This is a genomic window from Xylocopilactobacillus apis (assembly GCF_033095965.1).
Taxonomy (GTDB): domain Bacteria; phylum Bacillota; class Bacilli; order Lactobacillales; family Lactobacillaceae; genus Xylocopilactobacillus; species Xylocopilactobacillus apis.
Genome location: NZ_AP026801.1, coordinates 1345042 through 1365955 on the forward strand (window position 1 = coordinate 1345042; position 20914 = coordinate 1365955).

The window sequence follows — 20914 nt, forward strand, 5'->3', positions numbered from 1 at the left end:
TTACTTCCCCTATAAAGAATTTTTATCTAAAAAATTTTGTAAAATAAATGATGCAGCTAACTTATCAACTGCTTTTTTCCGCTTAATTCTAGAAACATCTGCATCTTCGATTAAGACTCGGTTAGCAGCAACCGTCGTTAATCGTTCATCAATCAAATGAACAGGCTTTTTGAATTTTTTTTCTAACATCGCTTTAAATTCTTCAGAAGCCTTTGCCCGCTCACCAATCGTATTATTCATATTTTTAGGATACCCTAAAACAAACTCGTCTGCTTGATAATCGTCAACAATTTGACGTAATCTCTTTAATCCAAAATTATTATTCGCTGTATCGATTGGAATAATCTCTAAACTTTGCGCAGTTACGCCCATCAGATCACTGTAGGCAACCCCTAGCGTCTTCGTACCCAAATCTAGACCGATATATCTTTTCATTGAATATCCTTTAAATAACTGCGAACTAATTCTTCGATTATTTCGTAACGGTCATGTTTACGAATCAAATTACGAGCATCATTGTGTCTTGGAATATACGCAGGATCTCCTGATACAAGATAGCCCACAATCTGATTAATTGGGTTATAACCTTTTTCCTCTAATGATTGATACACTGAAACAAGTGTATCTTTAACGTTCTTAGAATCACTTTCCGGAAACTCAAAATGCATTGTGCTATCAAAATTAGCCATCTGCCACCTCACTGTAAATCATTAAATTGGATTTACCTATCTTTAGGTATATAATATCATGCTTCATGACACTAATTTAAAAAGATGGGAAAAAATTTACTTATTTTAATTAATATTTTTTATTCTAGTACTCAAATTATCTACTTTTTTATTGTCTTTTATCAGTTATTTTGCTAAATTAAGTAGATAAGGTGCATATCTGTAAAGAATTTTTTAAATCTTTTAAGAAGAAAAACGAACAAGCTGCTTCTTATAATTCTAAAATTAAATTCTTTAGTCAAAACATATCTTAACATCTGACCGTTCGCATTGGTCTCAGTTTACCAAAAAATGTACAAAAACCTGTGAAAATTAACAATAATTTCCTTTTTGTAACATTTTTGACATATCGAAAACCTTATTTTCTGATTTAATTTTCTTAGTAGTCTTTTTGTAAAAGATACGAAACTAAATAATAAAAATAATTGTTAGGAATCATAGAGATTATGTATAAAATTAAAGTCCCCGCCAGCAGTTCAAATCTAGGACCTGGATTTGATACGCTCGGCATTGCATTAAACCTTTATTTAACTGTTGAAATTGGTGAAGAAACTGATGAGTGGATAGTTGAACACAATAACGGACGTTATATTCCAACTGATCAGCATAACTATATTGTGAAAACAGCTCTTTCAATTTCACCAAATCTAACACCTCACCATATCATAATTCATTCAGAAATTCCGGTGGCTCGAGGTCTAGGTTCGTCTTCAAGTGCTTTAATTGCGGGAATTGTTATGGCTAATTTGATTGATGATCTTAATTTAACCGATGAAGATATTCTTAACAAAGCTGTTGCAATTGAAGGACATCCAGACAACGTGGCTCCAATTATTTACGGCGGATTAGTCAGTGCAATGTATTTTCATAAGCGAGAAGAACTAATCTGCGAAAAATTACCGACACCAGTTTGGAACGCCTTAGCTTTTATTCCAAATCGCAAATTATCTACTAAAGTTTCTCGTAACGTTTTACCTGATCAAATTTCATATTGGAATGGAATTAGAACAAATTCTGCTTCTTTAATGTTAGTGACCGCTCTTTATAATCGGGACTATCGCACTGCTTTTCGCATGATGGAAATGGATTTGATTCATGAACCATATCGAAAAGAATTAGTCCCAGAGTTAGATAAAATTCGTAAACTAGCTCATACAATTGGAATTCATGGTACTTATTTATCAGGTTCAGGACCAACAATTTTAACTTATGGAACACGCGAAAAAATGACTAAATTACAATCGTTAATTAACCAAAATGAAGAATTTAACGGATCTACTAGAATCCTTCAAGTCGAACCTAATGGTTATAGCGTGACAAATACTGAAGAAGATGATGATTTCTATTTTATTCAAGATCTTCTATAATTTTTTTAAAGGCTGAGGTTTATCCTTAGCCTTTTTAGTTTTACTAAAAACTGATTACACGATTAACTAATTTTAACAATTGTACGGCCTAGATGATGCCCTTCTTTTAATGACTCTATTGAGTCTGAGAGATTATTAATTTCAACTTCATTAATCAAAAGGGAATTTGTAACTTTCCAATCGTTAGCCAATTTATTCCAAATTAAATTTCTTTTTTCAACAGAAATTTGAACTGAATCAATCCCTAAAAGATTAACTCCCCGTAAAATAAACGGAAATACCGTTGTATTTAATTCAACTCCGCCAACGTTTCCACATAATGATACCCTTCCTTGATAGGACATATATGGCAGCAGGCGGGAAAGCAAATCTCCACCTACTGTATCCAAAAGATAGTCAAATTTCTGCTCCGCTAATAAATGTTTGGAAAAATTAAATTCTTTCAATAAAATCACCCTATTAGCTCCTAACTTTTTTGCAATATCAATCTGATTTTTCTTTCTTACGATAGCCGTTAAATTTTGAAAGCCAATCTTGGATAAAATCTTAAGTCCAATACTTCCGACACCACCAGTTGCACCTGTAACCAATATCGATTGATTTAAGTCTCTATTAAGGCCATTTTCTTCTAATGCATTAATTGAAAGGCCAGCTGTCAAGCCTGCTGTTCCATAAACCATGGATTCCCTAAGAGATAAGTTATCTGGCAATGGAACCACCCAATCTGCAGGAACTTTCGCATACTCAGAAAATCCACCCGGATGGCTAACCCCTAACCCTTTACCCGTTACCAAAACTTCCTGCCCAATTTTAAAACGAAAATCCGTTGATTTTTGGACTATTCCGCTTAAATCAATCCCAGGAATCATTGGATAATTACGAATAATTCCACCGCTTGTTTGAAAAGATAACATATCTTTATAATTCAGCGATGAATACATCACTTTAATTAATAGTTCCCCCTCTCCCAACATGCATTCATTTACTTGTTCCATCTGACATGTAACTTTTGATCCTTGCTTTCTTACAACTAGAGCATTAAATTTTTCCACATTTCTTACCTCTATTGATCACCCTTTGCTGTGATGAATTCCATATGTAAAATAAATTATTAAACCAATAACAAACCAAATCAGAGCTGCTATCCAAGTAACTAATTTTAATTTTGTCATTAAGTAAAGACATAAAATAAACGAAATAATTGGCAAAACCGGATAAAGTGGAACCTTAAATCCTTTATTTACAATATCTTTACGTTGTCTTAACGGTATTATTCCTAGTGATACAAAAGTAAAAGCAATCAGCGTTCCAATATTCACCAATTCAGCTAATTGATTTAAATTAACGAAGCCTCCCATCAAAGCAATAATAATTGAAACTGCGATTAAACTATTGTTAGGTAAGTGAGAGCTATTAATTTCACCTAAAAAGTTAGGCAGTAAACCGTCACGGCTAATTGCATAAACTAATCGCGAGCTGCTGTAAATCATTGTGACCATCATGGTAAACATTCCAGCCAGTGCCCCAACTGAAATAATCCCAGCTGCCCAATTTAAATGATAATGCTGTAAAGCAAAAGCTGCCGGATCAGCCACGTTTAATTTTTTAAACGGCATCATTCCGGTTAAAACTGTGGCAACACTCATGTATAAAACTGTGGCAATCACTAAAGTCCCAATAATCCCAATCGGCATATTTCGTTGAGGATTTTTTACTTCTGGTGCAGAAGATGAAACTGCATCAAATCCCAAATAAGCAAAAAATACTGTAGCTGCACCCGTATTAACCCCTTTTAATCCATAAGGGAAAAAAGGAGTCCAATTTTTAGGCTTAATATAAAATAATCCTACCGCAACAAAAATGACAATAATTGCAATTTTTACAATAACCATCCAATCATTAATTTTCATTGAAGAACTTACGCCTCTAGAAAGCATCAAAGCAATCATACAAACAATTAAAACTGCGACCAGATTAATATACGTACTATGGGACGGATCTAACGGACCAGATATTGATTTTGGAAGGTAAATATTAAATCCTTTTAAAAAAGCATTAAAATACGCCGAAAAACTTACAGATACTGTTGCAACTGCCAGCATATATTCTAAAACTAAAGCCCAGCCAATAATCCAGCCAACTAATTGACCAAAAATAATATTGCCATACGAATATGCACTTCCAGCAATTGGAATGGCTGATGAAAATTCCGCATAACACATGGCAGCTGCAGCACAAACTATTGCAGCGATAAGAAAGCTTAAAATTACACCAGGACCACTGGTAGTTGCAGCAACTGTACCGGGCAAAATAAAAACACCAGTCCCAATTACCGCCCCAATTCCTAAGGCTAATAGATCTTTTGCTTTTAAAGTCTGCTGAAATTGAGTATCTTTTTTTAGATATTGATTAATATCAGCTTTTTGGGTAATGCTACCCCATAATGACATCTGATTTCCCCCAAGTAATCATCATTTTTATTTTTTGAACACAAAAAAACTGGTCATATCTGACTCAGCTTAAAAGTTCGTTGCAATTCCCGTTTAAGTTCTTTTTGTTTCAAGCTTTCGCGTTTATCGTAATTCTTTTTACCCTTAGCTATTCCTAAAAGAACTTTTGCAAATCCGTGTTTTAAATAGACCTTTAATGGAACGATGGTCATTCCTTCTTGATCTGTTTCTTTAGCAAGACGAATAATTTCTTTTTTATGAAGCAATAACCTGCGAGGACGCAAAGGATCATGATTATAAATATTTCCTTGTTTATACTCGCTAATGTGAACATTATTTAGAGTGGCCTGCCCATTTTTTACAGAAACGTACCCGTCTCGAAGGGTAATTTTTCCATCACGTACTGATTTAATTTCAGTTCCCTGAAGTTCAATTCCGGCTTCAATTGTATCTTGAATTGAATAATTATGACTTGCTTGGCGATTATTAGCTAAAACGTTATCTTCAACTTTTTTCTTTTTCATTAGCTTTAATAAAATGACGTCCCTCTGAATGAGTGAAATCACTTACTCCTTCAAATTCTGGTGCTGGAACACCCTGATTATCACTAGTAAGCTCAAAATCAACCTGATGTAGATCAACATTAACATTAACTAGTTTAACCCTAACTGGCTGACCAACTCGATACATTTTGCGTGATTTTTCTCCAACTAGTGCTAATAAATCTTCAGAAAAATTGTAATAATCATCTTTAAGAGTTGAAATATGAACCAATCCTTCAACTGTATTAGGCAGACTGATAAAAAGTCCAAAACTAACAGCTGAGCCAATAACTCCGTCAAATACTTGCCCAATTTTATCTGCCATATATTCAGCTTTCTTAAGATCCAGAACATCACGTTCAACATCGACTGAAACTCGTTCGCGAACTGAAGATTGATCTGCAATTGCGTCTATCTTATCAGACAGTTCCTGCGGTTTAGCCATTAATTCGTCTTTTCTTGTTAAATATTCATGAATTAAACGATGCGAGATTAAATCTGGGTACCGCCTGATTGGTGACGTAAAATGGGAATAATATTTAGCACCAATACCATAATGTCCTAAAGGCTCACGAGCATAATGAGCCTGTTTCATTGATCGAAGCATTTTGGTAATGACAATCTGCTCATCATTAGTTCCTTTTGCCTGCTCCAAAATCGACTGCATTACTTTTGGCGATTTAGGATCCAGTCCAGGAGTTCGTTTTAAACCAAGCGTATTAGCAAAAGTCAAAAAATCGCTAATCTTTTCTTCATCCGGCACTTCATGAACCCGATATAGAAATGGTAAATGACGGTCATAGTAATCTTTAGCAACTGTTTCATTAGCAGCCAACATAAATGATTCAATCATTTTTTCGGCGTCTTTACGCTCACGGATTTTAATATCGACCGGATGGCCTTGTTGATCGAGAACAATTTGAGGTTCTCTTTCCTCAAACTCGATTGCGCCTCGTTTAATTCTCATTTCATTTAAAATTAAATGAAGATCACGCATTTTCTCTAAAGTGGACCGTAATTTTTCATAATTATCCGGCACTTTTTTCCCTTCAAAGGTATCGTTAACCAAATTATAAGTTAAACGCCCTTTTGAACGAATTACTGACGGAAAAATCTGATGATTTAATACTTTACCATCACCGTCGATTTCCATTTCACAAGTCATCGTCAATCTATCAACGTCAGGGTTAAGTGAACAAATACCATTAGATAGTTTAAACGGAAGCATTGGAACAACTTCACCAACTAAATAAGTACTAGTTCCTCTTTTATATGCTTCTTGATCAAGAGCACTGCCTTCATGGACATAACTAGCTACATCGGCAATATGAACGCCTAATAAGTAATGTCCATTTTCTAACTGCTTAAGGCCAACCGCATCGTCAAAATCTTTTGAATCATCGCCATCAATCGTCACGACTATTTCGTCAGTAAGATCTTTCCTGCATGCTCGATCGTTATCTTGGACTTCATCAGGAACTTGATTTATTTGTTTTTGAACATCGTCAGGAAATTCTAGTGGTAAATCATATCCTTTTAAAACACTAAGAACATCAATTCCTGGAGCATCCTTAGAACCTAAAACTTCTTTTTTGACTCCAGTAAAAGAATCTGGGTGTTTTCGGCTCGGATAATCAGTGATTGTTGCAACAACAATATCATGCAGTTTAATTTCTTCATTTGGATCGCGCAAATAAAGCGGAATTTTACTTAATTTATTATCAAGCGGTCGTAGACATCCAACGTATCCTTGAGCAAGACGCTTAGGGTCAGTCGTTGGAATGTATTCGCCAATAATTTCCGTTTTAGTGCGATGAATTATTTTCCCAACAAAACCCGTTGCTCCTCTGTTTGAATCTAGGTCAGCAGATGTAGTAATTACAATTGCGACTTCATCACCAGTTAAAGCATAGCGTGTTTTACTCGGCGGAATAAAAACTGAAAATTCGACTCCATCCAGATCAACGAATCCGAATCCTTTATCAGTTCCTTTAAAAACTCCCTTTAAATTATTTGCATCAGTAGTTAAAACTACATGATCAGGATCTAAAAGATAAATTTTTCTCTGAACTACTAAATGTTTAATCACTTTTTGTTCATTATTTTCTGATAAGCCTATTTCAGTTAAAGAAATTACTTTATCTTCTTCATTCTGACTTACTGCTTTTAATTTATCTAAAATTTGTTTTTCGTTCATAAATACCTAAAGAAAAGAAAAAGGTGACTCATTTTGAATCACCCTTCCCTACTTCCCGTTATCTTTCTTTCTATATTAATAGACTTTCTAATGAGAAGACATATATACAAGAATCATGGATAAAATAAAGAAAATAGCTCCTAAGACCCAAGTTACTCTTTCCATGAAAGCTTCGAATCCACGTGACTTTTTAGAGTTGTATAAATCGCTTCCTCCGCCAGACAAAGCACTCAAAGCATCCTGTTGCTTTTGGGGCTGTAACATTACAGCACAAACGATTAAAATTGAAACAATAATCAATAAAATCTGAAAAATACGCATAGTTCCCTCTTAAAATTAAGTTACTTAAAATTATACCACACTTGAAATGTTTGTCGAGCTTACTTCTTTTTTAAAAAACGAGTCCTAATTATTGCCGGTACTTCTTGCATTGATGCCAAGAATTTATCTTTTTGATCCATTGGAAAATCTTCAATTTCAACTAAAGTATAAGCCAGATCATCTTTAGAACGGTTGCTTAATCGATCAATATTAATGTGAAAATTCCCAAATATCGTTGAGATTTGTCCGAGCATATTCGGAATATTATGATGAACCACCGCCACTCGATAATTTGTAGTAAAAGGCTCATTTAAATTAGGTAAATTAACCGAATTAATCAAATTCCCATTTAACATAAACTCTTTTAACTCATTAACCGCCATCCGGGCCGCTGTATGTTCCGCTTCTCTTGTAGAACCCCCAATGTGAGGGGTAATTAAAACATCATCACGATTATAAAGCCCACTTGCTGCAAAATCCGTAGCATAAAATTTCAAGCTCTTTTGATCCAATGCTTTAATCACTGCCTTATCATCAACGATATCATTACGGGAATAATTAAGAAGAACCGCTGATTTTTTCATTAATTTTAATTTTTCTTCATCAATGAAATGATCATTGTCTGAATTGTATGGAATATGAACTGTAACAAAATCTGATTCTTTTAAAAGCTTTGATATTTCCTGTGCTCGTTGTACTCGACTGTCGATTTCCCAAGCGGCATCAGGATGAATAAAAGGATCATAGCCAATTACCTTCATGCCAAATGAAAGTCCTAAATTTGCAACTTTACTGCCCACATGACCCAATCCAATTACTCCGAGCGTACGATCCTTAAGCTCTGTTCCACGAAAAGAATTTTTCTTAGCCTCGGTTCTTAAGGAAACATCAGAGCCTTCATTATGTTCAGCAAAATCAATTGCCTGATAAATCGGGCGTACTGACATTATTAACATTGAAAAAACCATTTCTTTCACTGCATTAGCATTACCGCCTGGCGTATTAAATACCGCAATGCCCTTCTCATTTGCCTGTTTAAGAGGAATATTATTAAATCCCGCTCCGGCACGAACAATTGCTTTTAAATTATTACCAAACTCTTTTTTAAGCAGATTTTCTGAACGCAATATAATTGCATCTGGATCTTCTTCTTTATTAATTGCAAATTCTTGTGGATCAAGTTCTTTTAAACCTGCCTGCGAAATTACATTATACGTTTTAACTTGATACATATTTACCTTTCTCCCCTACTTAAAAAGTTAATTAATTCTTTGACACCTTCTAAGGGCATTCCATTATATAAAGAAACTCTTAAGCCACCAAAACTTCGATACCCCTTAATTGAAAGCAATCCTTCTTTTTGAGCTTCCATTGCAATTTGGGCATCTTTAGATTCATCCCCCGTAGAAAAAACGACATTTGCTAGTGAGCGATCAGATTTCTTAACTGACGCTTTAAATATCTTAGAACTATCTAGAAAATCATATAAAAGATTTGCTCGTTCTTTAGCTAATCGATCCATCTCAGCAATTCCGCCATTTAGATTAATCCAATCTAACATTTTACCAGTTACATAAATCGGAAAAACTGGAGGAGTATTAATCAATGAATTAGAATTAATAAAAGTTTCGTACTGCATAATGGTTGGAATTTCTAAATTAGCTGTTTTCGCCCAAGATTTTCTAAGTAATACTATAGTTGTGCCAGCTGTACCTAAATTTTTCTGAACAGAGGCGATTACCATCTGAAATTTATTCAGATCAAAGTTTTCTTCCCCTAAACAAGATGTCATGTCCGCAACTACCGGCAGATCAAATTGTTCTGGTAAAAAATCAGGATGATAGCAGGTCCCTTCTACCGTGTTATTAACCGTTAAATGAAAGTAATCATATTTTAAATTATCGATTCTAGAAGGTATTAACGGCAGTCTTTGATAATGATCATCTTTAGTAGATCCTAAGAAATCAGCTTTAATGCCTTTGATTCCCTCAGCCTGCTCGGCTGCTCGTTCAGCAAATTGACCTGAGTTTAAGAATGCAACTCTTTTTTTCTCTACTGCAAAATTTAATGGAGTTAATGCAAACTGCATTGTTGCCCCGCCACTTAGAAAAAGGACTGCAAAATCATCATCTAAATTAAATATTTTTTTACAAGTATCTTCCACGTGATTGACCAGCGAAACAAATTCGGCTGATCGATGACTGATTTCTAAAATACTTAATTGATCATCTTGATGTTTTGAAAGATCCGATAAGATTTGTTTTTTTACCTCAATAGGCAGGGCTGCTGGTCCAGCACCAAAGTTATATATGTCCATCACTAACTTCTTCTTTTATTTATTAATAGTTAGAATAACAAAAAAACTACTAAATACATAGTAGTTAATTAAAATCAGTTTTACCAGATAGATACTCTTTGATCTGGATCAAGCCACATTCCATCACCTTTGACAATATTAAATGTCTTATAAAAGTCATCTATATTTTGAGCTTGAACATTTGCTCTTAAAGGCCCTGGTGCGTGAACATCACTAGCTAAAAGCATTTCAACCAATTGAGGAGAATCTTTAGTCTGCCAAATTCGGCCCCAATTTTTGAAGAAACTCTTTAAATCAACATCAGAATCTTGTTTAGCAGCTTCTAATGCACAGCTTAATCCACCCTGATCAGCAACATTTTCGCTGACAACTAGTTTACCGTTCACAGTTCCGTTGCCAAATTTGATTCCATTGAACTCATCAATCATACCTTGACAGCGTTTTTCAAATTCCTGGTAATCTTCTTTAGTCCACCAGTTTTTCATATTACCCAATTCATCGAATTTTGCCCCATTATTATCAAATGCATGAGAAATTTCATGAGCAATAACAGCCCCAATACCACCATAATTTTCTGAACTAGATTGTTCAAGTGAATAAAATGGTGCCTGCAAAATTGCTGCTGGGAATGTAATATCATTAACTTGCGGATCATAACAAGCGTTAACCAAGTTACCCGGCATTGCCCAACGAGTTCGATCAACATCCCGGTTAAGGTCTTTAAAATTATCATCTCGCATTAAAAGAGAAATTTTTCGAACATTCTCGTAAAGAGATGCAGCTGGATCAATTTTAAATTCTTGATAAATTTTTCGAGGCTGATCAGGATAGCCAATCTTCAGCTCAATCGCATCTAATTTAACAATTGCCTCTTTAATTGTATCTTTAGAAAGCCAAGAATTTTCATTTAAACGCTTCTTGTATACATCAATCATAGTTCTGATCATCTTTTTGACATCTTCACGGGCTTTAGATCCAAAGTACTTATCACCATAGTAAATGCCAATTACTTCATCAAAAAGATTATTCGTTAAACGATACGCGCTCTTCTCTTGATTGCTAGCTTCTCTAATTCCAGTTATCGCACGACCAAACTCGCCGCCCATAATTCTTAACTGATCTGATAAGTAAGGAGTTGCTGCGATTGCGGTATTTAAAAGCATCCAGTCGTGAAATTTAGCAAAATTGTCTTCGTTTAAAACCTTATTAAGCTGATCAAAATAACGTGGTTCTGTTAAACTTACTTTTTCAGGCGTTACTCCAGCCAAATTTGAAATTAAATCACCTAAACCAAAATCAGCTGTCTGATCTTTAAATTTAGCAAAATCAACTGGATTATAAGTAGCTGTGTAATCTGCTTTTTCTTCTGAAGATTTAACTAACGGAACTAATAAATGATCAAAGTCAATCGTGTTTTGAATGATTTTATCAGCGTCAGATTCAGACTCACCAAAAGATGCCAAAACATTTTGACTCATCCGACGAAAAATTGGCATTAAAGCTTCTTCACTTGGAGTCCCATAATATTGTTTATCTGGAAGTAATAACGAAGGTGCTCCAACATATAATAAGTTATGCGCTGTATCTTTCATATCAGGTGCAACCCAAAAAGTAAGGGCAAATACTCCGTCTTCTACAACTTGTTTAATTTTAGATTTTAAATCATTAAGATCTTTAATTTCTTTATAAAAATTGTAATCTTTCATTGCTGGTTCAGCACCTGATCGATCACGCTCAGTAAAATCAGCCGCAAGTTGATACAACTTCACTGCTTCTTTTAAATAAGGATCCCTCGCCTTAGAAGAATCTTTAGCAAAATCAGCAAAATCTTGAAGAAGTTTTTTCTCTACATCTTCACTTAAATCTGAAAATCCGCCAGTTCGAGGACGATCTGCTGGTATTTCAGCAGTTTCTAACCATTTTCCATTAACGTTTAAGTATAGATTTTCATTAACTGTTGTCTCTGGTCCTGTCAAAAGATTTCCAGCACCACCAATAACATCTTGTATTCTTTTCATTCATTACTCCTTTTTGATAACAAAAAACGCATAAAGATAACCTTATGCGAATTAATTACTATTGGGCATCTTCAGCTTTAATCCACTGATCTCCACCTAAGTTATACCATAATACGTCTCCTGATAAAACGGTAGATTTTACTTTCCATTTTGAATTTTTACTTAAAATTCGACCTGAAAATACTGCTAAATCGCCGTAACCATTATAAAGTTTACTGCCTTCTTCAGAAGTAATTTGAGCAACAAAATTTACTGACTGAATGATAGAATTCTTATTAAAAGTGACATATTTTTGTTTGACCCATTGATCTTTTCCTAAGCTATACCATTCTTCACCATGTTCATCAAGAACACTATTTAATACTTTCCAAGAACTTCCATGAAGAAGATATCGATTGAGCGGTTTTGCTTCATCACCAAAATCATCATAAAGCATTACTCCATAACCAAGAACATAATTTATATAGCCTACTTTATTAACGGGATATAAAGTTGCTTGATACATTGGTGTATAATCATCTTTATCCTTGCTTTCATCGACAACTGTTATTTTTCTGGTAATTTTTGCTGCCTGACCAGAGTTCGGATTAGTTATTTCGTAATCAACTTGAAAAATACCAGGCTTTGAAACATCTAGAACATTATCATTCTTAATTACACCGTTAACTGAAGTGATTTTCCATTGGTCAGAAGGAATCAGTACTGAACTATCCTTATTAAGATATGACGCAACAATTCCATTTACTAAGCTATATCCCTGAGAGCTCGCAGAAATCGTTGGCCGAAGCATAAATACTGGATCAAACTGTACAGTTGGAGCTGAATCATTATTAGTATTTGGACGTAAAAAAGTTACTGGAATAGAAAACGTTAATTCTTCCCAATTTGATAAACGTACCAAAATTTGCAGATTAAATTTGTTTACAAAAGCAATACTTTTCATATCATCATCAGAAAAAACAGCTTGCACACTCTTAATGGATACATCATTATTTATACTAGATACTTTTAAATTTTTAATCATTCCAGTCGAAGATGTAATATAATCCTTTATTTTATTAATTCCATCAGCCGCATTATCAGAAATCGAAAGTAATGATCTTTCTTCCTGGCTAAGCTGCTCGACAGACAAAATTGGATGTTTAATTAAACTTGTCTGTTTATTACCATTTACATAAAAAACATCAACTTTATCTTTAGAATCTGTTGCAGCTAAATTTATATACCCATCAGATTTAGCTGCGTTGACTCGCTGGGAAGTGTTACTAAACGGAATTAAAATTAATATAACCGTTAGTCCTATTAGAATTTTTTTTATAATTTTTTTCATAACATACTCCTCATGTTGGATATTCTATCACATAGAATAAAACTAAAACTTTTGTAACCAGATTGAAACCAAATATTAGCAAGAATTTATTAAAAAAAATGGAAAAGTTATATCAGAGTTTATATAAAGCAAGGTACAATGTTAAATATGAGGAAATTAGGAAAATTTATTAAAAAATATCACTTGGTTTTAATTATTGGAACAATTATAATTTTTGCTTCAATCTTTTTTAGCCAGTTATCTTTTATCAGGTACCCATTTCAATGGTTTTTAAAAATGCTTGGGTATTTGATTATAATTCAGTTTATTTACCTTTTTGTTCTCTCTCTTTTTGGATTCAAAAAGCCAAAAAGAGACTATCAGATTATGCCAGACGAAGCTAGATTTTTAATTTTAATTGCTGCTCATAACGAAGAAGCAGTGATTGGAAATACTTTAGCTGGACTTAAAGATCTTGAATACGATCCTTCTTTATACAAAATAATCGTTGTTAATGATAATTCCACTGATCAAACTGGAAAAATTTGCGATCAGTACGGAATTGAACACGTTGACACAATTGAAAAAAAGTTTCCGCGTGAAGGTGTAGGAAAACCAGGAGGAATTCAATATGCTTTAAGAGCATTGGGATTTGAAAAACTAGTTAAAAAGTATGATCTACTATTTATTTTAGATGCTGACAATCATGTTGATAACAACATCTTAAAAGAAATTAACTCGCAGTGGTTATGGCACCATAAACCTGAAGCAATTCAATCCTACCTGGGGGTTAAAAATTGGAAAAGTATTTTAGCATCTGGTTATGCGATTAACTATTGGACAACCAATCGATTTTTCCAGCTGGCTAAATATCGCCTACACCTACCAGCATCAATTGGTGGAACTGGCTTTGCAGTTAGAGTTGATTGGTTAATTTGGAATGGTGGATTCAAATATAAATCTTTAACTGAAGACCTTGAAATGGAAATTCAAATTGTTGAAGATCGGGGAAGAGTCTTATGGAATCATTTTGCCCAGATTTATGATGAAAAGCCTGACAAATTAAAAGTTGCGATGGTTCAAAGATTTCGTTGGGCAAAAGGACATTGGTATGTCTGTTTAACAAATTTTTATAAATTATTTTATGATTTTTTAAAGAGTGGTAATTTTAGTAATATTGATCAAATTATGTATCTGTTCAGTATGGCTCAAGTCGTTCAGTATTTTGCCTTTATCCTTGCGTTTATCTATGAATTATTAACTATCATTTTAGGACATACTGGCCAAATAGCAATTTTAGGACAATTTGTTTCAATGCTGATTCCATCAACTGGTATTACCATTTTCTTTGGAATCTATCAGTTTATTGTACTTCCGTTCTACGCTACCCTTTTTGATGCTCCTGAAAAGAAGTTTTTTAAATTTATTTTTCTCGGACTTCCTTACTACAGCTGGACCTATTTAATTGATCAATTTTGGGGTCTAGTAAATTGGCGGCAGCAAGGTAAATGGGTTCGAACACCTCATGATAAAGAGGTTAAAATTACAAAGAATGCTGATCATCAGCAAGTAGTAGTTGAAGAAAATAAAAATTATCAAACTTAAAAAAGTTGATTAGCGGTTATTCGTTAATCAACTTTTATTTTTTCTTTTTTATTACATAAATTGGTCGATGCTTTGTCTCTAAGTAAATTCTTCCGATATATTTTCCGACAATTCCAATACAAAAAAGCTGAATTCCCCCAATAAAAAGAATAATTGTCACAAGAGACGCCCATCCACTAACCGGATCTCCAAAGATTAACCTTCGAACAATGACAAAAATCATCGCTATAATTGCTAAAAAGCAACTAATAATACCAACAAAAGAAGCCAATGTTAGCGGTAACTCTGAAAAATCGATGATGCCATCAAGTGAATAATTTAAAAGTTTCCAAAAAGTAAAACGAGACTTTCCCTCTTCCCGAACTACATTTTTGTAAGGCAAATATTTAGTTTTAAATCCAACCCAACTAAAAATTCCTTTTGAAAAACGGTTAGTTTCAGGCATTGATAAAATCGCATCGACAACTTGTCTTGTCATTAAACGATAATCTCTTACTCCTTCAACTATTTTAGTGTCTGAAATTCGATTAACGAATTTATAGAAAAATTTAGCAAAGAAGGATCTAACAAGAGGTTCTCCGCTTCGATCCACTCTTTTACTGCCAACCATATCATAACCTTCATCAACAATTCCTTTGAGCATTTCAGGAATCATTTCCGGTGGATCCTGCAAATCGACATCCATAACTGCAATATAATCCCCTTTTGCAGCCCTTAATCCTGCTAAAAAAGCGGCTTCCTTACCAAAATTACGTGAAAAAGAAATAAAATGAACTTGATCGGGTTCTTGAACTGCTAAACTTTCCATTTCATTTAAGGTACTATCTTTTGAACCATCATCAATAAAAATATATTCGTGAGTAAAATTTTCCCGTTTTTCTTCAAGGTTCAAAAACATCTTTTGCATTGCTTTAAAATATTCCGGTAATGCTGATTCCTCGTTAAAACAGGGAACAATAATCGAAATTAATCTTTTTCTCACTTTTTTACCTCATTGAAACTTACTCAAATAACATTTGATTCCGATATAATTCAGCATAAAATCCATTTTTCTTCAACAGATCTGAATGAGTTCCAGTTTCAATTACATCTCCATCTTTTAAAACAATAATTTTATTAGCACTGCGGATCGTCTTCAGCCGATGAGCGATCACAAAACTTGTACGCCCGGAAATTACATTATTCATTGCTTCTTGTAAATGAGCTTCAGTCACTGTATCTACATTACTCGTAGCTTCATCAAGAACCAAGAGATCTGGATTTGTCAAAATTGTCCTAGCAATTGACAATAATTGAATTTGACCCGAAGAAAAAATCGGATTTTCATTTGAAATTTGGGTATCATAGCCTTCTGGTAAGGAAATCACAAAATCATGAACGTTGGCTAATTTTGCAGCTTCGAAAATTTCTTCATCACTAGCTTCTGGTTTGCCAAATTTAATGTTATCTCTAATACTGCCAGAAAAGATAATGGCATCCTGCAGCACAATTCCCACGTTTTTCCTTAAACTTTTTAAACTATATTCTTTAATATTACGGTCATCAAATAAAATGGCTCCGGAATCTACATCATAGAAACGATTTAATAAATTCATCACCGTTGTCTTACCGGATCCGGTTGGTCCAACCAAGGCAACCATTTTACCTTTTTCCAGATCTTCGTTAATTCCATGAAGGACTTCTTTACCCGGAACATAGCTGAATCGAACATCTTGGAATTTAATTTTATTTTTTAGAGGATGATATTCTTTTGCATTTGATGAATCTCTTTCATTTTTTTGATTAAAAATTTCAAGCAGTCGTCGACCTCCCGTAAATGCCAACTGAAACATGTTATACATTGATGTAATATCCATGATTGGCTGATAATACAATTGCGAATACTCAACAAATGTCACAATTAAACCGACTCCAATTGCTGCAGAAACTTGACCGCTTGTTACCAAATATGATCCATAAAAAATAACGATTGCCGTATTTAATAACGACATCCCCTGCATTAAAGGAAATAACATACTTGAATAAATTGTTCCCTTTAATGTCAGCTTTTTAACTTTTTTATTGTGTTTTGTAAAACCAGAAATTGATTCTCCCTGAAGAGAATTAACAATATTTAATTTTTGACCGGTTACTTGTTCATTAATATACCCATTAAGATCACTTAGCGCTTCTTGTTGGCGATCTACATATTTAGAGGCCAAACTTATAACAACTGCTGCAATAATCAAAGCAATTGGCGTGGTAGCCATGGTAACCCAAGCTAACTTTACATCTTTTTTGAACATCATTAAAATGACCCCCGCCCACAAAGCGATATCATTTAAGATCTGATACATTCCTTGGCTTAGTCCATTAAAAATATTATCTAAATCCGTTGTAAAACGTGCTAAAATCTCACCATCACGATGAGTATCAAAATAATGAATAGTCATTCGCTGTAATTTAACAAAAAGTGAAGTTCTCATATTTCCATTAGTTTTGCTTGAAATATGAATCATTATAAAAGCAGCGACAAATTGTGCTAAAGCACTTGCAGCAAAGAAAAGCATCATCATTTTTAAAAAGTGGTTAAAATCTTGTCGATTAGCTAGTGCTCTTGTTGCGGGATTCATAAATTTATTTAAATATTTTGTAAGTGCAGTAATTGCATCTCCTAAATAAGCAGGTGCATGAACCTCAAAATAAATTCCAACAACAATCAGAACAACAACAATTAACAGTGGAAATAAGAAGTGCCGAAAATAACTCCAAAAAAGCTTAATACTAGATGCAATTTCTTTCACTTAACTATACCTCACCCTGCAATGCCTTTTGAGTTGCATAAATTTCTTGATAAACTTGATTAGTTTTCACCAAATCTTGATGACTGCCAATTCCTGAAACTTTTCCGTGATCTAGCACAATAATACGATCAGCATTAATAACCGACGAAATTTTCTCAGAAATAATAATTTTTGTTGTATTTTTAAGCTCTCGATTTAAGGCATCTTTAACTTTTTTTTCACTTTTGGCATCAAGAGCAGATGTCGAATCATCTAAAATTAAAACTTTTGGCTCGCCAATAACACCTCTAGCAATTGATAAGCGCTGTTTTTGACCACCAGAGAAGTTAGCCGAACGCTCTTCTACTTTTGATTCAAATTTATTTGGTAGATTATTAATAAATTCGGCTGCTTGTGAAATTTCAGCAGCTTTTTTCATTTCATCTACACTGGCATTACTTTTCCCCTGCCTCAAATTATCAGCAACAGTACCAGAAAATAAAATTGGTTTTTGTAAAACTAAAGAAACATTTTGTCTTAAGCTCGTTTCGCTAACTGCTCGTAAATCATGTCCTCCTACTTTGACTACACCTTCAGTTGGATCATATATTCGCGCAATTAATTGAGCTAAAGTTGATTTTCCAGATCCGGTGGCTCCGACAATTCCTATCATTTCACGAGGCTTGATGTCAAAACTAATATTTTTTAAAATTGGATTCAAATCACCTGGATAAGTAAAAGAAACTTGATCAAATTCAATCGAGCCATCAAACTCTTGCGGCTCATCATTTTGATAAACTAAATCAGACTGAGTTTTAAAAACCTCATCAATTCTTCTGATTGAAACTAATCCGCGGCTGGCAAAAGTGATAGTGAATCCAGCCATTACGATGGCAAACATGATTTGAAACAAATAATTTACAAAACTTGCAATTCTTGCAACTAGGGTTGAATCTTTTGTAACCATAAAACCGACTAAAAAGATTGACCCAGTAATTGCTAAATTAGCAAATAAGAAAAATAACGGTATTAAAAAGGAAAAAAGGTTTCCAGTTTTAATATTTACGTCTGTTAATTGGTCAGAAGTTTCTTCAAACTTATTAATTTGCTGATCTTCTTGGACAAAAGACTTAATTACTCTAATGCCCATTAATGATTCTCTTGCAATACCATTAACCTTATCAACCAATTGTTGAGTTATATTAAAAAACTTTTCCATTCTGAAAAAAGCATACGCAGAAACAATGACAATCATTGATACAACAACCGCAATAATCCACCAAAATTGAGGAATTGTAATAATTGCAAATACTAAAGCGCCAAAAAACATAATTGGTGCACGAAAAATTGTCTGCAAAAACATCATTATTAGATTTTGAACTTGAGTAACATCATTAGTCATTCTCACTACCAAATTTCCGGGAGTGAACTTTTCAATATTACTAAATGAGAAATTCTGAATTTTTCGATACTGTTTATCGCGTAAATCGTAAGCAACATTTTGTGCTACGCGAGCAGCAAAAATAGTGTTAACAACTCCTGCAGTTAACCCTAGAACTGCTAAAAAAATCAAAAAAATTCCTAACTGTTTTAATTGATTATGATTATTATTTAAAATTGCACTAAAAACATCTTTCATCAAGGTTGGTTGAAACAATGTTGAGAAAGTTGCAATCACAATCATAATTATTGCAATAGTAATATCCAACCAATATTTTTTTAAAATCAAGCTCAAGGATTTCAAGATAAATTCTCTTTTTTCTCAAAAAAAATAGCCATCAAAAGACCATTAGTTTTGTACTATTAAAATGAATCTGCAAATACACTACGATTTTTGTAGAAATACTCTACACCTGAATAAATAGTGAAGAAAACAGCTATATAAAACACAATTTGAGCAAAAGGAAAATTAATTGCTGCAAATCCAATGTTATTCAGATTTAAAAATATAATTGCTATCATTTGGGAAAATGTTTTAATTTTACCAGGCATTGCTGCAGCTACTACTTCTCCGTGGTTAGCTAGAAGTAATCTTAATCCTGTCACCGCAAGCTCCCGCCAAACAATAATTGCAAAAGCCCAAGCGGGAATAGATTTATTAACTGTCAAAAAGATAAACGCAGTAATTACCAGCAGCTTATCTGCTAAAGGATCTGCAAACTTTCCAAAATTTGTTACAAGATTATTTTTTCTTGCTATTTGTCCATCTAAAAAATCAGTTAAAGAAGCCACGATGAAAATAATAGTAGCAATTAAATATAAAACGCTCACTTTTGTTCCTAAAATTGTCAAACTGTTATTGGACGGGATACATAATAAAATTGTATAAAAAGGTATTAAAACAATCCTAAACATGGTTAATTTATTTGGCAGATTCATTAATTCTCCTTTGGATCATCTTTAACATTAAATGTTAAATTACTGACACCTTGCGTTGTAATAGAAGAAAGATCAACATCTTGACCATTAATACTAATTTTTGAATTAGTTGTAGCTCCCAAAGTTACACTAAAACTCGTCACTCCTTCTGGAATCTGAACAGTCTGACTTTGACCATCAGAAACCATTCCGCTGTATGCAGTATTATTGTTAATTTGGACTTGATCCCAAGAGTTCCCATTCTGAGACTTAAGGACCAATGTATTCCCTGACTTTTTAAAACCCGTAACTTCAAAAGTCACAGCTGAATCACTTTGGGCTTTAAGACTTACTTTAGTCTGTTCATTTTTACTAGAAGAAGATTTAGAACTTTGAATTTTTGAACTTGAACTTTTTGAGGCGACAGAACTACTCTTGTGCATTTGAGAACTAGAGCTTTCCTTAACCTTTGTTACATTTCCTTTATCCGTAATTTTAGGATTACCCTTATTTCCACTTTGATATAAAAACCAAAGCACAAAGACAACCAAAACCACCGCTGAAATCACAAGAATCTGTGGAATAAGCGAATGCCAACGGCTATGATCTTGATGTCTTGTCAGATACGGGCTCGAACTAATTGGATCCTTTTCCATTTCGGATTCATCTTCATCATAAATTTCTGTTTCCTGGTCTGGATCTTCAGTTTTATTGCTTTGAGCAAAATACGGATCTGTATCTACACCTACATATTCTCCATACTGTTTGACAAAGGCTTTCACATAAAACTGTCCTGGTAATTGATCAAAATCACCATTTTCAATCGCAATCAGATATCTTTTTTGAATTCTTGTTTTCTTCTGCAAGTCATCAATCGTCATTCCTTGATCAATTCGTGCCTGCCGAAGTATTTTTCCGATATTATCCACGACATCTCCAA

At 33.7% G+C, this 20914-nt stretch carries 18 protein-coding genes; 2 read left to right on the forward strand and 16 right to left on the reverse strand.

The window, feature by feature from the left end:
• Nucleotides 1-9: 9 nt before the first annotated feature.
• Nucleotides 10-435: a Holliday junction resolvase RuvX gene (gene ruvX / locus R8749_RS06445; RefSeq protein ID WP_317695101.1), complete on the reverse strand. Its 426-nt coding sequence runs from the start codon at nucleotides 433-435 to the stop codon at nucleotides 10-12.
• A complete protein-coding gene (locus R8749_RS06450; protein ID WP_317695103.1) occupies nucleotides 432-689 on the reverse strand; it encodes an IreB family regulatory phosphoprotein in 258 nt (85 codons plus the stop codon). The genes ruvX and R8749_RS06450 overlap by 4 nt, the downstream gene beginning before the upstream one ends.
• A 485-nt stretch (nucleotides 690-1174) precedes the next feature.
• On the opposite strand from R8749_RS06450, the gene thrB reads away from it, so the two are divergent.
• Nucleotides 1175-2095: a homoserine kinase gene (thrB, locus tag R8749_RS06455; RefSeq protein WP_317695106.1), complete on the forward strand. Its 921-nt coding sequence runs from the start codon at nucleotides 1175-1177 to the stop codon at nucleotides 2093-2095.
• A gap of 62 nt (nucleotides 2096-2157) precedes the next feature.
• On the opposite strand, the gene R8749_RS06460 is transcribed toward thrB, so the two are convergent.
• The 9 genes from R8749_RS06460 to R8749_RS06500 form a co-directional block, all read right to left on the reverse strand.
• The gene (locus R8749_RS06460) at nucleotides 2158-3147 is read right to left on the reverse strand and encodes a YhdH/YhfP family quinone oxidoreductase (RefSeq protein WP_317695109.1); all 990 of its coding nucleotides are present in this window, start codon (nucleotides 3145-3147) and stop codon (nucleotides 2158-2160) included.
• An 18-nt stretch (nucleotides 3148-3165) separates the two neighbouring features.
• Nucleotides 3166-4545 carry an amino acid permease gene (locus R8749_RS06465; protein ID WP_317695111.1) on the reverse strand — a complete coding sequence of 460 codons (1380 nt, stop codon included), beginning with the start codon at nucleotides 4543-4545 and terminating at the stop codon, nucleotides 3166-3168.
• 53 nt (nucleotides 4546-4598) lie between these two features.
• Nucleotides 4599-5069, reverse strand: coding sequence for an SsrA-binding protein SmpB (gene smpB, locus R8749_RS06470; protein ID WP_317695113.1), 471 nt, complete (start codon nucleotides 5067-5069; stop codon nucleotides 4599-4601).
• The gene (rnr, locus tag R8749_RS06475) at nucleotides 5050-7284 is read right to left on the reverse strand and encodes a ribonuclease R (protein WP_317695115.1); all 2235 of its coding nucleotides are present in this window, start codon (nucleotides 7282-7284) and stop codon (nucleotides 5050-5052) included. The genes smpB and rnr overlap by 20 nt, the downstream gene beginning before the upstream one ends.
• 87 nt (nucleotides 7285-7371) lie before the next feature.
• Nucleotides 7372-7605: a preprotein translocase subunit SecG gene (gene secG, locus R8749_RS06480; RefSeq protein WP_317695117.1), complete on the reverse strand. Its 234-nt coding sequence runs from the start codon at nucleotides 7603-7605 to the stop codon at nucleotides 7372-7374.
• A gap of 59 nt (nucleotides 7606-7664) precedes the next feature.
• Nucleotides 7665-8837, reverse strand: coding sequence for a 3-phosphoglycerate dehydrogenase family protein (locus R8749_RS06485; protein WP_317695119.1), 1173 nt, complete (start codon nucleotides 8835-8837; stop codon nucleotides 7665-7667).
• 2 nt (nucleotides 8838-8839) lie between these two features.
• Complete coding sequence (serC, locus tag R8749_RS06490) at nucleotides 8840-9922, reverse strand: 3-phosphoserine/phosphohydroxythreonine transaminase (protein ID WP_317695122.1); 1083 nt, start codon at nucleotides 9920-9922, stop codon at nucleotides 8840-8842.
• 80 nt (nucleotides 9923-10002) lie between these two features.
• Entirely contained in the window at nucleotides 10003-11940 is a 1938-nt protein-coding gene (locus tag R8749_RS06495) for a M13 family metallopeptidase (protein ID WP_317695124.1), read from the reverse strand.
• 58 nt (nucleotides 11941-11998) lie between these two features.
• The gene (locus R8749_RS06500; protein ID WP_317695126.1) at nucleotides 11999-13270 is read right to left on the reverse strand and encodes a hypothetical protein; all 1272 of its coding nucleotides are present in this window, start codon (nucleotides 13268-13270) and stop codon (nucleotides 11999-12001) included.
• 366 nt (nucleotides 13271-13636) lie between these two features.
• Here R8749_RS06500 and R8749_RS06505 point away from each other — a divergent pair, with 366 nt between their 5' ends.
• On the forward strand, nucleotides 13637-14854 hold the full coding sequence (locus R8749_RS06505) for a glycosyltransferase family 2 protein (protein WP_317695128.1): 1218 nt from the start codon (nucleotides 13637-13639) through the stop codon (nucleotides 14852-14854).
• 34 nt (nucleotides 14855-14888) lie between these two features.
• Here the strand turns inward: R8749_RS06505 and R8749_RS06510 are convergent, their stop codons facing one another.
• The 5 genes from R8749_RS06510 to R8749_RS06530 all read right to left on the reverse strand — a co-directional run bounded on the left by R8749_RS06510 (nucleotide 14889) and on the right by R8749_RS06530 (nucleotide 20903).
• On the reverse strand, nucleotides 14889-15836 hold the full coding sequence (locus tag R8749_RS06510; RefSeq protein WP_317695130.1) for a glycosyltransferase family 2 protein: 948 nt from the start codon (nucleotides 15834-15836) through the stop codon (nucleotides 14889-14891).
• Between the two features lie 19 nt (nucleotides 15837-15855).
• Nucleotides 15856-17637 carry an ABC transporter ATP-binding protein gene (locus R8749_RS06515; protein WP_317695133.1) on the reverse strand — a complete coding sequence of 594 codons (1782 nt, stop codon included), beginning with the start codon at nucleotides 17635-17637 and terminating at the stop codon, nucleotides 15856-15858.
• 4 nt (nucleotides 17638-17641) lie between these two features.
• Nucleotides 17642-19351, reverse strand: coding sequence for an ABC transporter ATP-binding protein (locus tag R8749_RS06520; protein ID WP_317698537.1), 1710 nt, complete (start codon nucleotides 19349-19351; stop codon nucleotides 17642-17644).
• 68 nt (nucleotides 19352-19419) lie between these two features.
• Complete coding sequence (pgsA, locus tag R8749_RS06525) at nucleotides 19420-19995, reverse strand: CDP-diacylglycerol--glycerol-3-phosphate 3-phosphatidyltransferase (RefSeq protein WP_317695135.1); 576 nt, start codon at nucleotides 19993-19995, stop codon at nucleotides 19420-19422.
• Nucleotides 19995-20903: a helix-turn-helix domain-containing protein gene (locus R8749_RS06530; protein ID WP_317695137.1), complete on the reverse strand. Its 909-nt coding sequence runs from the start codon at nucleotides 20901-20903 to the stop codon at nucleotides 19995-19997. Before R8749_RS06530 ends, pgsA begins: the two co-directional genes overlap by 1 nt.
• Between the last annotated feature and the right edge of the window lie 11 nt (nucleotides 20904-20914).

What these genes read in the sequence shown, in the direction of transcription:
- ruvX (WP_317695101.1), bottom strand. Translation starts at nt 435, where the DNA reads ATGAAAAGATATATCGGTCTAGATTTGGGTACGAAGACGCTAGGGGTT.
- R8749_RS06450 (WP_317695103.1), bottom strand. Translation starts at nt 689, where the DNA reads ATGGCTAATTTTGATAGCACAATGCATTTTGAGTTTCCGGAAAGTGAT.
- thrB (WP_317695106.1), top strand. Translation starts at nt 1,175, where the DNA reads ATGTATAAAATTAAAGTCCCCGCCAGCAGTTCAAATCTAGGACCTGGA.
- R8749_RS06465 (WP_317695111.1), bottom strand. Translation starts at nt 4,545, where the DNA reads ATGTCATTATGGGGTAGCATTACCCAAAAAGCTGATATTAATCAATAT.
- smpB (WP_317695113.1), bottom strand. Translation starts at nt 5,069, where the DNA reads ATGAAAAAGAAAAAAGTTGAAGATAACGTTTTAGCTAATAATCGCCAA.
- rnr (WP_317695115.1), bottom strand. Translation starts at nt 7,284, where the DNA reads ATGAACGAAAAACAAATTTTAGATAAATTAAAAGCAGTAAGTCAGAAT.
- secG (WP_317695117.1), bottom strand. Translation starts at nt 7,605, where the DNA reads ATGCGTATTTTTCAGATTTTATTGATTATTGTTTCAATTTTAATCGTT.
- R8749_RS06485 (WP_317695119.1), bottom strand. Translation starts at nt 8,837, where the DNA reads ATGTATCAAGTTAAAACGTATAATGTAATTTCGCAGGCAGGTTTAAAA.
- serC (WP_317695122.1), bottom strand. Translation starts at nt 9,922, where the DNA reads ATGGACATATATAACTTTGGTGCTGGACCAGCAGCCCTGCCTATTGAG.
- R8749_RS06495 (WP_317695124.1), bottom strand. Translation starts at nt 11,940, where the DNA reads ATGAAAAGAATACAAGATGTTATTGGTGGTGCTGGAAATCTTTTGACA.
- R8749_RS06500 (WP_317695126.1), bottom strand. Translation starts at nt 13,270, where the DNA reads ATGAAAAAAATTATAAAAAAAATTCTAATAGGACTAACGGTTATATTA.
- R8749_RS06505 (WP_317695128.1), top strand. Translation starts at nt 13,637, where the DNA reads ATGCCAGACGAAGCTAGATTTTTAATTTTAATTGCTGCTCATAACGAA.
- pgsA (WP_317695135.1), bottom strand. Translation starts at nt 19,995, where the DNA reads ATGAATCTGCCAAATAAATTAACCATGTTTAGGATTGTTTTAATACCT.